The following is a 14,684-nucleotide window of genomic DNA, read 5'->3' as shown; positions in this document are numbered from 1 at the left end:
TGACCTCTTTTTTAGTATATTTCTTTTAAAGCATTATCCAAATAATTTAAACAGATTTCAAGTTTTTTTGTTGGAACTGCAAGGTTTATTCTTTCATACCCATCGCCTTCTTCACCGAATATATACCCTTCATCAGTTATAAAGAAAGCTTTTTCGTGCATAAATTTTTCTAAACTATCTTTATCCATTCCTAGAGCTTTAAAGTTTACCCATTGCAAGTAAGTTCCTTCTATAGGGTTCGCTGTTATTTTAGGATATTTTTCTTCAAAAAACTTAACTACTAAATCTCTGTTAATTTCTATAACTTTTAAAAGTTCTTCTAACCATTTTTCACATTTTGTATATGCTAATCTACAACCTTCATACCCGAAAATATTTATTATAGAACTTCCAACTTCTTGAGTAGCTTTCACATATTTTTCTCTAAGCATTTCATTTTTTATAATTATATTTGAACAAGCAAGTCCTGCCAAATTAAAGGTTTTACTAGGAGCTGTACAAGTAATAGTTCTATCAGCTATTTTTTCTGACAAAGTTTGTAATACTGTGTGTTTGTATCCTTTCATTATAATATCATTGTGAATTTCATCTGAAACTATAATCATATTATTTCTAATTGCTATTTCGGCAAGTTTTTCTAACTCTTCCTTCTTCCAAACTCTTCCAATAGGATTGTGTGGAGAGCAAAAAATTATAAGCTTGTTTTCTTCCTTTTGACATAATTTATCTAAATTTTCAAAATCTATTTCATAATAGTCATTATTGTTTAATAAAGGATTTTTTACTAACTTTCTTCCAGTTTTTTCTACTGCATTATAAAATGGATAATACACAGGAGTCATAATAATTACTCCATCTCCAACATTTGTATAAGCTCTTACCGCTGTAAAAAAGCCTGTAACTACACCTGAAGTATTTACAATCCAATCACTTTCTATGTCAAAATCATGCTTATTTTTCATCCAACTTTTTACAGCTTCACTATACTCCATAGTTGGACCAGTATAACCATATACCACTTTTTTCGCAAACTCTGAAAGTCCCTCAGTTATTTCTGGTGGATTTAGAAACTCCATATCTGCTACCGACAAAGGTACAACATCATCTGGTATATTTTCATTCCAACTGTACATTTGTTTCCACTTAAGTGAACCTTCCTCTTTTCTAGTAGGACTTGTTTCAAAATCATATTGCATAATATCCTCTCCTTTAATTTATATTATATCATTCATATTTATCCTTAAATAAAAAAAGACATTTAAGCTTTACTTAAATACCTTTTTATTATTACAAAAAATACAATTTTAGTTACTTGATGGGCTAACTGAACCTATAGCTCCTGCTAAATTACTCAAAGTCATAGATTGTAAAATAACTTTCCCTGGACCTATGATTTCAGTATTAAAAAAGCCTTCTCCACCTAAAAATTTATTCTTTATACCTGAAACTGTTTTTATATTTAATGTACAAGTAGAGTCCATAGCTGCTAAATGACCAGTATCTACAATTATAGACTGCCCTACCTCCAAATCATATTCGACAGCATAACCATCTATCTCGACAAATACAACACCATTTCCTGAAAATCTCTGCATTATGAAACCTTCTCCACCAAACATTGAGCCTGCAATTTTCTTGTTAAAAAACACAGAAAGTTCAACACCTTCTTCACATGCTAAGAAAGATCTTTTTTGAGCTATTATGTCATTACCTGGTGATATTTCAAAAGCTCTTATACTTCCTGGGAAACTTGAGGCGAAAGCTATCATTCCCTCACCATTTTCAGCAGTATATCTATTTTGAAACATACTTTCTCCCGAAAACATTCTTCCAAAAGCTTTTCCTACACCACCTCTTGAAGTAGTTTCCATTCTCATATTTGGAGACATCCAGCTCATACCCCCACCTTCAGTAATTACACTTTCACCACTTTGTAAATTACAAACTACATAAGGTAATCCTTCACCTAAAATTTCGTATTTCATATATTATTCCTCCTAAGATGTATCATATATTTATTTTACTATATTTATTTATCTTTTAAACATCCTTATTCAATTAATTATTTACAATAATATTATTACTATTTATTAGATATATTAGCTTTTATAAATGTTTACTTTTCAACATTCCTGTGATATGATTAGTAATGATATCAAGGAGTTAATATATTAACACAATTTGAAAAATTTTATATTTTGAAAGGAGTTAATTATGGAAAAGAAAAAAAGTATTTTTAATAGTTTAATTTTTAAACTAATCTTGGGAATTGTAGTAGGAATTATTATTGGATTAATAGCAAATGAACCTGTAATATCTGTTTTTATAGCTTTAAAAAGTATACTTAGCCAGTTAATTAATTACTGTGTTCCTCTAATAATTCTTGGATTCATAACACCAGCAATTATTAATTTAAAAGAAAGTGCAGGTAAAATATTATCTGTAACTTTAATTATTTGCTACATATCTTCAGTTGGAGCTGCTCTAATGTCAATGCTTGCAGGTTATTCAATAATACCAAAATTGAATATTGGAAAAGCTGCTTCAGAAACAGCAAAATCTTTACCTGAATCTCTATTCGCTTTAGAAATTCAGCCTATAATACCTGTTATGACAGCACTTGTAACTTCAATATTAATTGGACTTGCTATACTATGGACTAAAAGTGTAACTTTAGAAAAAGTATTTAACGAATTTAACAATGTTGTTTTGTTTATAGTTGATAAATTTGTTATTAATATACTACCATTCTTTATAGCCACAACATTTGCAACTTTAGCTTATGAAGGAGATATAATCTATCAATTACCAGTTTTCTTCAAAATAATAATAATAGTAGTAATAGGACATTTTATTTGGATGACATTACTTTACACGATGGGTGGACTTTTCTCAAAAACAAACCCTAAAGAAGTGTTTAAAAACTATCCTCCAGCCTACTTAACAGCTATGGGTACTATGAGTTCTGCAGCAACTCTACCAGTTGCTTTAAAATGTGCTAGAAAGTCCAAGACATTAGACCCTGGAATTATAGACTTTGTTATACCTATTTGTTCAAATACTCATTTGTGTGGGTCAGTACTAACGGAAGTGTTCTTTGTAATGACAGTTTCTCAAATACTTTATGGGAAACTACCAGCAATCGGTACAATGATTACATTTATACTATTACTTGGAATATTCGGTATAGCAGCGCCTGGAGTTCCTGGTGGAACAGTAGTTGCCTCTTTAGGTTTAATAATTTCCATCGTTGGTTTTAATGATGCAGGAACAGCCTTAATGTTATCTATCTTTGCATTGCAAGATAGCTTCGGTACTGCTTGTAATATCACAGGTGATGGCGCAATAGCTTTAATAGTTACCGGAATATTTAAAAAAGTTCCAAAACAACAAAAATAAACTAAAAACCACTTAACATTAAGTGGTTTTTTTATTGCTTAAATTCCACAGTTAAATTTCTGTTATAATAAATATAAATTATATTCCGTGGAGGCTATCGTGATAAACATTAGAAATATCAATAAAACCGATAAAACTTTTTGGTTTAAACTCGATGAACATTTGTCTGAAGAAGAATTTGAAAATAAAATAAAAAATAAAACTGGTTACATAATATTAGATAATAATATCACTATTGGAATACTTAGATATAATCTTTTTTGGGATAACACTCCTTTTTGCACAATGATATACATAGACTCAAAACACCAAAGTAAAGGCTACGGAAAAAAATTAATAGCTCATTGGGAAGGAGAAATGAAAAAACTAGGCTACGGAATGATTATGACATCAACTAGGGTAGATGAAGAAGCTCAACATTTTTATAGAAAATTAGGCTTTCACGACGCAGGTTGTTTACTTATAGATATACCTAAATATAAACAACCTATGGAGATATTTTTTATTAAAGAAATATAGTATTGTTTCTTTAAATTCATAATTCCTATATATATTCAACTTACTAATGCTATAATTAGTATATTTATATTTATTAAAATAAATTTATACTAAGGAGATAATTCTATGGATAATAATATTTTAAAAATAATTTTTTGTTTTATTCCAAGTTTCTTATTAATTTTAGGAGGTATTTTATTTGTAAAATTCAAAAATGTACTTTGGAATAACCCACTATACTTAATTTTCAAGAAAAATAGAACTATAGTAAATATAACAACAGGGAAACTATGGATTTTAGGGGATATACTATTATCATTCACAATCCTTATTTTCAAACTTTTTGACAGTATGATGACCATAGCCATTTTATATTTATTTATAGTAGCAATATCTTATTTTATATCCTATTTTATTGTTAAGAGAAAAATTAAATACAACTAGTTTTAAGAACTATCTTCTCTTAAATTTTATATTTATAATTAACCATTGGTTAATTATTTATACTAAAAATTAATTATATTTCAATTGTTAGTATCTTCTTTAATTGATACTATTGTATTAACAAATAGCTATTTGATTTAGGAGGATATTATGAAAATAAACGAAATTATAAAAACAAAAAGATTAGAAATTGGACTTACCCAAGAACAAGTAGCTAAATATTTAAATGTGTCTACACCTGCTGTAAATAAATGGGAAGCAGGAACTTCTCACCCTGATATAACAATACTTCCTGCTCTTGGAAGGCTTCTTGGTGTTGACATGAATACACTGCTTTCTTTTAAAGAAGACTTAACTGCATCAGAAATTGGTTTATTAGCAAATAAAATTATGGATATTGCAAAAGAAAAAGGATACACTGAAAGCTATGATTTTGCTATGAAAAAGCTAAAAGAATTTCCAAACAATGATATGTTAACCTATAATTTGGCATTAACTTTAAAAGGAGCGTTAATGGTCTATCCCACTGAAGACCAAAAAACTTGCGAAGAAAAATTAGATAATATTATAGAAAATTTAATCGACAGCGATAATATACAAATAAAAGATTCTGTGAGAGCTATGTTAATTTCTAAGTATTTAGATGATAATGAACTTGATAAAGCAGAAGAATTAATTGGAAAACTAGATTCTCTTAAGCCTTTAGTAGATAAAGAAATTCTACTTTCAAAATTGTATTTTAAGAAAAAAGATTATGACAAAGCATGTGAATTATTAGAAAATAAAATATTTCAAACAAATTCAACAATAAATTCACATCTAGTTAAACTAATGGAAGTTTCATTTTCAGAAAATAACTTAAAAGATGCAAAGTATTTTGCCGATTTATCTTATAAGTTTTCAGAACTCTTTGAGCTTTCAAATTTAGATAAATACTCTGCATACTTAGGCTTAGCCTTACTAAAAAAAGATATTAAAGAAACTCTATATTACTTTAATTTAATGTTACAAACTTTTATAAACCCCAATTCATTTAAAAATCCAACACTATACAAACATACTAAAATAAGTGAAAGTTACAATAACTTTGAATCTAAAGAAGAGTTTATAAAAATGATGATAAACCAGTTAAAAACAGATGAAGAATATAGCTTTTTAAGAGAAAGCGAAGATTTTAATCGACTAATAGGAAAATATGATACTATTTAATTAGAAAATGCTATTTAAAAGGAGGATATCTATGCCATATAAAGCTTATAAAGATACAGAAAAAACACAATTAATTTATGCAAAAGATGCTACTATCCAAGATGTTGGTAAAATATTTTATTGTAGTACTCCTAATTGTCCAGCTAGTATGTCTATAGTCAGTGCTGCTTCTTCTGAACGTGCATATTTTAGAACACTGAAAAAAAGCAAAAAACACATCAATCAATTTTGTGTAGCAGATGGAGCTTTCAATCCTATAAAATATAAAGAAAGTAGTTTCAACTTTGATGACGTTTCAAAAAAGTTAATGATAGCTAGTACCTCTTCAAGTAAAAATATTGGAAAAGGTAATTCAATTGTATCTGGTGGTGGTGGAGAAAAACCAATATCTACTGTAAATCAAATATATTATATGTGTAGAAAATATCATTCCTACAACGGTTATAGCACTAATCAAATTTTAGCTGATGAACGAAGTTTCAAAATTTATAAAAATGGGATTGAAGGTAATAAAGTTGTTCAATGTACTCCTTTTCATAAATTCAAAGATGAATATGCGTATAGAATGAACTATCCATCTTTCCCGTACAATAATGGTAAACATATAAAATTAAATTTTTATAATGAAGAATTATATTGGAATTTCCATAATAAAGTTAAATTTACAAATCACAAAAACTTAATTATTGTTTTAGGAAATTGGTCTATTCCTCCTAAAAATGATTTCTACATATCTGAATGTACGATATGTAATAACCGCCAAATTCACTTTTTACCGTTTTCTAAATAAAATTCAATAACTTTAATAAGGAGTTTTTTATGATTGAAAAATTAGAAGCAATAACTCATTCTTTAAAACAAAAATGTTATATTCCTGCACTTGCACTAGCACTTACAATTCCTGATATATGCGGTAATATAGAATATCCTAATTTAATAACCTCTAAAGGATATAGAAAAGTAAAAAAACAATATACTAAATGGTTTGATGAATATGTTAGTCTTTATTACACAGATTATACAGAATTTGATAAAGATAAAAAAATACCTAAAAACCCTTATTTTACTGGTAGAATGTGCTATGATTTACGTTGTTCTTTTCTACATTCAGGAACTTCTAAAATAGATGCTCAAAACTTTAAAAATCTAAATGACAAAAAGTCTATTTATGAATATAAATTCAAGCTTTGTGTTAATGGTGCAGATAGTTATGGGACTAGTTTTTTTAATCATGATTTAGTAAATGGCAAACAAAAAAAAGAATATCATATCACTATAAATGTTGAAGACTTATGCTATTATATTGTAAATTCCGCTAAAATATATTATAATAAAACAGATAAAAACAAGTTTATAGACTACAATATAAATATTGTAGATATTCAAAGTAAATATAATTATATAAAATATTTAAACAAAAAAACTCCTACATAGGAGTTTTTTATAATTCTTTTTGATATGCAACTCTTAAATCTCCACTTCTTAAAAAGATTTTCCCACAATAGAAAAATCCACTACGTTCTAAAAAGTTTCTCATTTTCACATTATCTTCATGTGTGTCTATTCTAATGCTATAAATTCCTTTACTTTTACATAGCTTCTCTATTTCATCCATCATAGCCTTTGCCAATCCTTTTCTTTTGCTTTCTTCTGAAACTGCAAGTCTATGTATAGTACAATATTCTTCATCATTAAACCACATGCCATTAAATATTAAATCGTAAGTTTTTTCTCCACCAAAAATAACTGCTGCTGTTCCTTTAACATTATTGTCCTCTACTAAAACATATGACTCTTCCATTTCTATATCAGTCATTAAAGTTTTAGTATCTGGCTTTTCATTTTGCCACTGGTCAACACCATCTCTTTTTAAAGACTCTGAACCCTGCCTGTATATTTCTAAAATTTGGTCTATATCTTTTAGTTTCGTTTTTCTAAACTCCATAAATACTCCTACTTGCTTTTTCTTTAATTATATAATAAAAAACACCCTAATCAAAAGACTAAGGCGTTTTTTTATTATATTATAAAGCTGTTCCTGTAGCTAAACTATAAACACAAACGAATATCGCTATTGGAACAAAAACGTATTTTCCGAAAGCATACCAAGTACTTCCTTGTTGTTTAGCTGCCCCCAAGTTTATTTCATCTAAAAGTTCTTGTTTTTTAAGTACCCAGAACCATGAGAATCCGCCAATTACTGCTCCTATTGGAATAATATAAATTGATACTATATCCATCCAAGGACCCCAAGTGTTTATATTTTCCATGAATATTCCAAATCCTAAACATATTATCGCTAATATAACTAGAGTTACAGATCTTTTTAACTTTTTAAATCTGTACATTAAGGATTCCCCTACCACTTCAAACATATTTTGAAGTGAACTTATACCTGCAAAGACTACTGCTATAAATAATATTATTGCAAATATTCTTCCAAATGGTACAGCTTTTAATATTGTAGGAAGTATTATAAATAATAATCCCGGGCCAGATGCATCTTCTAATGGTATATTATTGGCAAATATCGCTGGAATAATAACTGCTGAAGCAAGTAATGCTACTAGTGAGTCAAATAGTGCCGTCTGTCTAGCTCCCATTACAATATCTTCTTTTTTACTTAAGTACGCTCCGTAAACTATCATTCCACTACCTGTTACAGATAATGAGAAGAAAGCTTGTCCCATTGCCATAATCCAAGTTTTAGCTTTTAATATATACTCCCATCTAGGTATAAACATATATTTGTAACCTTCTATTGCCCCTGGCAAGAAAGCTACTCTTATAGCTAAAACCAAAAATATTATAATTAATAATGGCATCATTACTTTGTTAGATTTTTCTATACTAGCTGCTCCTAAAAACAATGTCAATAAGGTACCTACAACTATAATTACATGGAATATTGTTGAGCCAAAATCACCAGTTCCTGAAGCAAACAAAGCTTCTGGTGCTGTTTTAAATAATTCCCCTGTTATAGATTGCCATAATCCCCTTAAAGCTAAACCTACTATAATTGCATAACCTATCGCTATACACATAGAGCCTGCTAATGGTATAAAACCTAATGTTTGACCTATCTTTCCTTTACCTCTTGATTCCCATGCTTTTTCATAAGAACCAACAGTTCCAGTTTGCGATCTTCTTCCTATTGCAAACTCTGCACTAAGAGCAACATTAGAAAACAAAACTACAAATATTATATATATTAGTAAAAATGCTCCTCCACCATTTGCTGCCATTCTATATGGGAACCCCCATATATTTGCCATTCCAACTGCTGAACCTACACATGCTAGGATAAACCCCCACTTTGAGGAAAACCCTTTCTCGTTATTTAAGTTATCACTCATTTTCATCTCCTTCTCTCTTTTGTTTTTCTCTTTTTAATATACAAACTTCCTTTTTAAAAAAAGAGCAGTGAGTAAATCACTGCCCTTTACTTTCCTTTGCTTAATCTTAATTAAATATGCTCAAATCTTGCTGTAAAGAATCTTAATTGTTTTGGTTCATATACAAATTTCAAACCTTTAATATCTTCTTTATGATTATATAATTTTATAACCGCATCAGCAACAACGTCCATATGTTTGTAAGTATAAACTCTTCTAGGAATTGTAAGTCTTACTGTTTCTAATTTTGGAGTATGGTTTTCGCCAGTTTTAATATCTCTACCAGCTGAAACTATTCCTCTTTCCATTGATCTTACACCAGACTCTATAAATAGTTCATTAGCTAATGCTTGAGCTGGGAAATCTTTTTGTTCTAGATGTGGACAGAATCTTCTTGCATCTAAGAATACTGCATGACCACCAACTGGTTCAACTATTGGAACACCAGCTTCTAATAATCTTTCACCTAAGTATCTAACTTGTAATACTCTGTGTTGGATATATTCAAATTGCATTGATTCTTTAAGACCAATTGCTAATGCTTCCATATCTCTACCTGCCATACCACCGTATGAAGGCATTCCTTCGTAAACTACTACCATTTCTTTAGCAGCCATAAATAATTCTTCGTCATTTAATGCTAAGAATCCACCTATATTAACGATACCGTCTTTTTTACCACTCATTGTAGCTCCATCAGCGTAGCTAAACATTTCGTGTACTATTTCAGTTATAGTTTTATCAGCATATCCTTCTTCTTGCTCTTTTATGAAGTATGCATTTTCAGCAAATCTTGTAGCGTCAAAGAATACTTTTATTCCATGTTCACGGCAAAGTGCAGAAACTTCTTTAATATTTGCCATAGATACTGGTTGACCACCTGCTAAGTTTACAGTAACAGCTAAACAAACATATGCTATACTTTCAGCGCCTTTTTCATCTATTAATTTTTTTAATTTATTAATGTCTATATTTCCTTTGAAAGGAACATCTATAGTTGCATCATGAGCTTCGTCTCTTACTATGTCAACAAATATACCACCATTATGTTCTTGATGGAATCTAGTTGTAGTAAAATACATGTTACCTGGAACATATTGTCCTGGCTTTATAGCTATAGTAGATAAAATATTTTCAGCACCTCTACCTTGATGTGTAGGAACAACATGTTTAACTCCTAAAAGTTCTTTTACAGTTGATTCTAAATGCTCAAAGTTTCTACTTCCTGCATAAGCTTCGTCACCTAACATCATTCCAGCCCATTGTCTGTCACTCATAGCGTTAGTTCCACTATCTGTTAATAAGTCTATATATACTTCTTTTGAAGGTATCAAGAAAGTATTATAACCTGATTCCTTAGCCACTGCTGCTCTTTCCTCTTTACTTACCATTTTAACTGGTTCAACCATTTTAATTCTAAAAGGTTCTGCTGGGTACTTTGAATAATCCATTAATTTTTCCTCCTCAAAAATATTATTAGTATTAGTTTATTTATGCGTAATGCTTAATGCATTATGTCTTTATCAATATAATATCATATGTTTTTTCTTTGTCAAGCTTTTTCTAAATATTTGAATGAATTTTTATTGAATGCTATAATTTAGATAATAACCACCATTGGAGAGAATATGATTAATAAATTAAGTTTAAATGAGCAAATTTACGAAACTTTAAAACGAGAAATATTTACTCATAAAATAGAAAGCGGGAGTCTGCTTGTCAATAAAGACCTACAAGAAAGATTTGAAGTTAGCTCTAGTCCAATTAGAGATGCTATAAATAGGCTAGAAAGAGATGGCTTAATAGAAAAAATAACTAGAGCAGGTGCTCAAGTTTTAATTTTCGATTATAACAAAACAAAAGAGATAAATGAATTAATGACCATTATAACTATAGGTGCTTTTGAATTGTTCTTTAAAAATGTAGATAGAAAGCAGTTAGAGAAAGAATTAGAAAGCTTGCTAGTTTTACAAGAATATAATTTAAATTCAGATAAATACTTCTACTATGATTATTGTTTTCATAAGTTATTTTTTGAATACTCTGGAAATCAAAAATTAGTAGATTTGTACAAACAGTTTAGTGGTTTGTCAGAAATGGCTGTAAGATCTCTTGATAAAATAACTTCTTCTGATTCAACTAGCGATAATAGATTAAAATCTTTTACTCTACATCAAAAAATAGTAGAAGCATTCAAAAATGATGATTTAGATGCTGCTAAAGAATGTATCAGAGAACATTACCAACATGCTGATGATGTTTTTAAAGAATATTATAATTAAAAATATACATCAACCCAATTATAGTACTTAATAAGATAGGCTGAATCCAAAGTAAATTACAGTCTATCTATTATTGTGATTATATTTTATTCAAAAAACATTAACTTTTATTTTCAATATATTAATATCCTATAAATCCTCTAGCTAAATGTAATAATTTTCAATTATTTTTATTGTTTATTCTTTTTTTGATAAATTTTTATTATTCATTTTCGTAAAATTCTATTGTTATGATATAATATTATTAAATATATAAATAATAGAAGAGATGGTAATATGATAAAAGATATAATGCTTTACTACACAGAGTTAGTTGAATTTTTAGGAGAAACTCTAGGTCCAGATTATGAAATTGTGTTATTTGACCTTAGAAATTCTAGAAAAAAAATAATAGCTATTTCAAATGGTAAAATAAGCGGAAGAAATATAGGAGATCCTATAACAGATTTTATATCTGAAAAACTAGAAACTAAAGATTATGTAAATTCTAACTATAGAGCTAATTATAGGGGTATAGTTAATGGTAATAAATTCATTAGATGTTCTACTAAATACATAAAAGACTCTGAGAATAATTTAATCGGTCTACTATGTATAAATTTTAATGATTCGAGATTTGAAAAAATAGCTAGTGATATTTTGAAATTATGCCACCCAGATGCATTAGTAGACAATGTTATATTTGAAAAAGCTGACCCAACTATATTTGAAGAACCCGAACAAATTGGCCTAACTATAACAGATTTAGCTAAAAAGCTTGTTGAAGATGTAATTAATAAAATAGATAAGCCTATTGAATCACTAAACAAAAAAGAAAAAATGAGTGTAGTTTCAACTTTAAATAGCAAAGATTTATTTGAACTAAAATCTTCCATTCCATTAGTTGCGAAAAAATTAAATATTTCAGAAGCTACTTTGTACAGATACATTACAAACATAAATAAAGAAGGTTAGATATCCATTAATCAACCTTCTTTATTTTTTTACTATTTTATTAATTGCTAAAGTTTTCTAGCCATCTCAACGAACTATATGCATATACTGCTGCAACTTTATATATGCTCTTTTCATCTACCAAAAGAGAAGGATGATGTAAGTAGTATGGATATCCTTCATCTATACTTCCTAGTCCTATATTCATTAATGTAGACGGAACTTTTTCTGCTATCATGGTAAAATCTTCTGAGCCATTAAATGCTGTTAAATCTTGTACTTTATCTTCACCTAATAATTCTTTTATGATATTTGATAGTTCATAATCTAATTTTTCATCATTGTAAAGTCCTGGCATGCCATAGTTGTGAATTATTATAGCTGTAGCACCATATGCTTTTGCAATATTAGTTGAAACCTCTTTTACTTTATCAAGTAAAACTTCTCTATATTCTCTATTTTTACTCCTAACTGAAACTTCCATTTCAACCTCGCCAGCAACAGTGTTCGGTGCTGTTCCGCCTGTAATTTTACCCACTAATACTACTGAAGGAACATCTGTTGGTACTACATGGTTAGATAATGATTTTAGTGCTATAGCTATATTTGAAGCTACGTACACAGCATCTACCCCTAAGTGAGGTGTAGAACCATGAGCATCTTTTCCTACTACTCTTATAGTTAATGCATCTCCTGAAAAAGTCAGTTCTCTTGGTTTATGATAAACTACCCCTGCTTTTGAATTTTCTAATCCTGCTATTATATGTATTGCAAAAGCTGCATCTACTTTTGGATTTTCTAAAATTCCTGCTTCTACCATATCATTAGCTCCAGCTAATAACTCCTCAGCTGGTTGAAACATAAATTTAACCTTTCCCTTTAATTCACTTTCTCTGTCTTTTAAAATTCTTGCAGCTCCTAGTAATGATGCAGTATGTATATCATGTCCACATGAATGAGTATTCCCATTTTTTGCAGAGAAAGAAAGTCCTGTTGTTTCTTCCATAGGTAAAGCATCCATATCAGCTCTTAATAAAAAAGTTTTTTCTCCTTCTCCTAATGTAAAAGTTATTCCACTTTTTCCAATTATACTTGGCTCTATACCATATGATTTTAATTTTTCACAAACAAATTCTACTGTTTTCGGCAATTCAAATCCAAGTTCTGCAAAACTATGAATTTTCCTTCTGTTCTCAATAATTTCTTCTTCTATTTTCTTAGCTTCATCTAAAATTGTTCTATCCATAATTTACTCCTATGAAAAATAAATAGCTATTACAAGACCTGCAACAAATACAGAAGCTATGGTTACTGTCACAAAACCTGCTATTAACATCTTTGGAGAAAGATAATTTAATATAGCCGTTCTTTCTTCTTCTGTTTTCCCTATTGCCCTTGAAACTTCTTGTGGTATAAACATTGTTGTTGGAAATCCAAAAGTACAAGTCAAGCCAATAGCTATAGATAAATATGGACTCATCTTTAAAATTTTTCCAATTATTGTTCCAGCAATTATTATCCCTACCGTTCCTAATACCAAACATACTATAAGCGGAAATATCATATCCAATATTTGCTTAGGTGTAGTATCTGCTAAATTAGAAAATATTACAACCGTAGTTACAAACACTATGAAAGTACTTGAACCCGTTTTACCTAAGATATTTGTATCTAAAAAACCTAACTGAGAAAATACAACTCCTAATAATAAAGCAAATACAAAAGTATGTATCTTTCCATTTGTCAAATCCGATAGCATATGAGCTACAACTGCAACCACTCCTAATTTAGTAAATATTACTGATGGTTTATTTAATGACTCTGGAAATTGTAAAATTCTTCTTTTATTTTCTAATTTTTGTTTCTCTTCTAAACTAACTGAATATTTTCCAATATTTTTCTCATCTAATAGAAACGTTTTCGCCTCTTTTCTAAGTAATGCAGATGCTACTGGTATACCTACAAAATTTTGTGTTACTAATAATAATAAACAAAATTGAAATAGATTTTCTTTACCAACACTTCCTAATGCATCTTTCATCATTAAAGCTGCTGCATTTGCTCCAGCATATATTGGTGCCCCTGCTATTGCCATTGAACTATCTATAAACAATGGAGCTATTAATATTATTGCAAGTACCCCTGCAAATACTCCTATTATGCCTATTATTACAGTTTTCCATTGCCTAGCCAGCTCTGAAAAATCCATAGTTGTTCCTAAAGATGTTATTAGAAAGCTCACTAGTATCATACCTATTTTATTAACCGCTGATACTTCAAATATATCCTTTGGCAATCCTAACCAAAAAGCTATTAACAAAATTACCGCAACAGCTAATGCTGTTGAAAGCAGTGCTTTTGTTTTTTCCGCAAGTATTTCCCCTATAGCAAATATTGCTAATAATACCGTTAACATTAAAACTCCATTCATTATTTATCCCTCTCTTTGTTATATAAATTTCTATAAGTTAAAATCGATATTTTAAACAGCTATTTTATACTTACTGTTAAGTTGAGATTAAGT

Annotated in this window: 15 protein-coding genes; 8 read left to right on the top strand and 7 right to left on the bottom strand. The window is 29.1% G+C overall.

Translation table 11 applies throughout. From position 1 onward, the window contains the following. Positions 1-11: 11 nt before the first annotated feature. Both CS899_RS09125 and CS899_RS09120 read right to left on the bottom strand, forming a co-directional pair. Complete coding sequence (locus CS899_RS09125; protein ID WP_100065891.1) at positions 12-1,196, bottom strand: MalY/PatB family protein; 1,185 nt, start codon at positions 1,194-1,196, stop codon at positions 12-14. A gap of 108 nt (positions 1,197-1,304) precedes the next feature. After that, on the bottom strand, positions 1,305-1,985 hold the full coding sequence (locus CS899_RS09120; protein WP_100065890.1) for a TIGR00266 family protein: 681 nt from the start codon (positions 1,983-1,985) through the stop codon (positions 1,305-1,307). 229 nt (positions 1,986-2,214) lie between these two features. Here CS899_RS09120 and CS899_RS09115 point away from each other — a divergent pair, with 229 nt between their 5' ends. The 6 genes from CS899_RS09115 to CS899_RS09090 all read left to right on the top strand — a co-directional run bounded on the left by CS899_RS09115 (position 2,215) and on the right by CS899_RS09090 (position 6,984). Then, the gene (locus CS899_RS09115; RefSeq protein WP_100065889.1) at positions 2,215-3,399 is read left to right on the top strand and encodes a dicarboxylate/amino acid:cation symporter; all 1,185 of its coding nucleotides are present in this window, start codon (positions 2,215-2,217) and stop codon (positions 3,397-3,399) included. Positions 3,400-3,498: 99 nt separating this feature from the next. Further along, entirely contained in the window at positions 3,499-3,918 is a 420-nt protein-coding gene (locus tag CS899_RS09110) for a GNAT family N-acetyltransferase (RefSeq protein WP_100065888.1), read from the top strand. Between the two features lie 105 nt (positions 3,919-4,023). Continuing rightward, positions 4,024-4,341, top strand: a complete 318-nt coding sequence (locus CS899_RS09105; protein WP_100065887.1) for a hypothetical protein — start codon at positions 4,024-4,026, stop codon at positions 4,339-4,341. Between the two features lie 150 nt (positions 4,342-4,491). After that, complete coding sequence (locus CS899_RS09100; protein WP_100065886.1) at positions 4,492-5,550, top strand: helix-turn-helix domain-containing protein; 1,059 nt, start codon at positions 4,492-4,494, stop codon at positions 5,548-5,550. A gap of 31 nt (positions 5,551-5,581) precedes the next feature. Then, entirely contained in the window at positions 5,582-6,340 is a 759-nt protein-coding gene (locus CS899_RS09095) for a hypothetical protein (RefSeq protein WP_100065885.1), read from the top strand. Positions 6,341-6,369: 29 nt separating this feature from the next. Continuing rightward, entirely contained in the window at positions 6,370-6,984 is a 615-nt protein-coding gene (locus CS899_RS09090; RefSeq protein ID WP_100065884.1) for a hypothetical protein, read from the top strand. A 7-nt stretch (positions 6,985-6,991) separates the two neighbouring features. Here the strand turns inward: CS899_RS09090 and CS899_RS09085 are convergent, their stop codons facing one another. The 3 genes from CS899_RS09085 to CS899_RS09075 form a co-directional block, all read right to left on the bottom strand. Beyond that, positions 6,992-7,495, bottom strand: a complete 504-nt coding sequence (locus CS899_RS09085) for a GNAT family N-acetyltransferase (protein WP_100065883.1) — start codon at positions 7,493-7,495, stop codon at positions 6,992-6,994. 79 nt (positions 7,496-7,574) lie between these two features. Beyond that, positions 7,575-8,906, bottom strand: a complete 1,332-nt coding sequence (locus CS899_RS09080; RefSeq protein ID WP_100065882.1) for a sodium-dependent transporter — start codon at positions 8,904-8,906, stop codon at positions 7,575-7,577. A gap of 110 nt (positions 8,907-9,016) precedes the next feature. Further along, positions 9,017-10,396 (bottom strand): tyrosine phenol-lyase, encoded by a 1,380-nt coding sequence (locus CS899_RS09075; RefSeq protein WP_100065881.1) that lies wholly within the window; start codon positions 10,394-10,396, stop codon positions 9,017-9,019. 177 nt (positions 10,397-10,573) lie between these two features. Between CS899_RS09075 and CS899_RS09070 the strand changes: the two genes are divergently transcribed. Continuing rightward, on the top strand, positions 10,574-11,227 hold the full coding sequence (locus CS899_RS09070; RefSeq protein ID WP_100065880.1) for a GntR family transcriptional regulator: 654 nt from the start codon (positions 10,574-10,576) through the stop codon (positions 11,225-11,227). A 276-nt stretch (positions 11,228-11,503) separates the two neighbouring features. Then, positions 11,504-12,181, top strand: a complete 678-nt coding sequence (locus tag CS899_RS09065) for a helix-turn-helix transcriptional regulator (RefSeq protein WP_100065879.1) — start codon at positions 11,504-11,506, stop codon at positions 12,179-12,181. Positions 12,182-12,221: 40 nt separating this feature from the next. Here the strand turns inward: CS899_RS09065 and CS899_RS09060 are convergent, their stop codons facing one another. Both CS899_RS09060 and CS899_RS09055 read right to left on the bottom strand, forming a co-directional pair. Then, positions 12,222-13,406 (bottom strand): M20 metallopeptidase family protein, encoded by a 1,185-nt coding sequence (locus CS899_RS09060; RefSeq protein WP_100065878.1) that lies wholly within the window; start codon positions 13,404-13,406, stop codon positions 12,222-12,224. Between the two features lie 9 nt (positions 13,407-13,415). Continuing rightward, positions 13,416-14,591, bottom strand: a complete 1,176-nt coding sequence (locus CS899_RS09055) for a hypothetical protein (RefSeq protein WP_100065877.1) — start codon at positions 14,589-14,591, stop codon at positions 13,416-13,418. Positions 14,592-14,684: the final 93 nt, after the last annotated feature.

The organism is Miniphocaeibacter massiliensis, assembly GCF_900232905.1.
Taxonomy (GTDB): domain Bacteria; phylum Bacillota; class Clostridia; order Tissierellales; family Peptoniphilaceae; genus Miniphocaeibacter; species Miniphocaeibacter massiliensis.
Note: the sequence above shows the minus strand (reverse complement) of the source record. Positions and strands in the feature narration are given on the sequence as shown.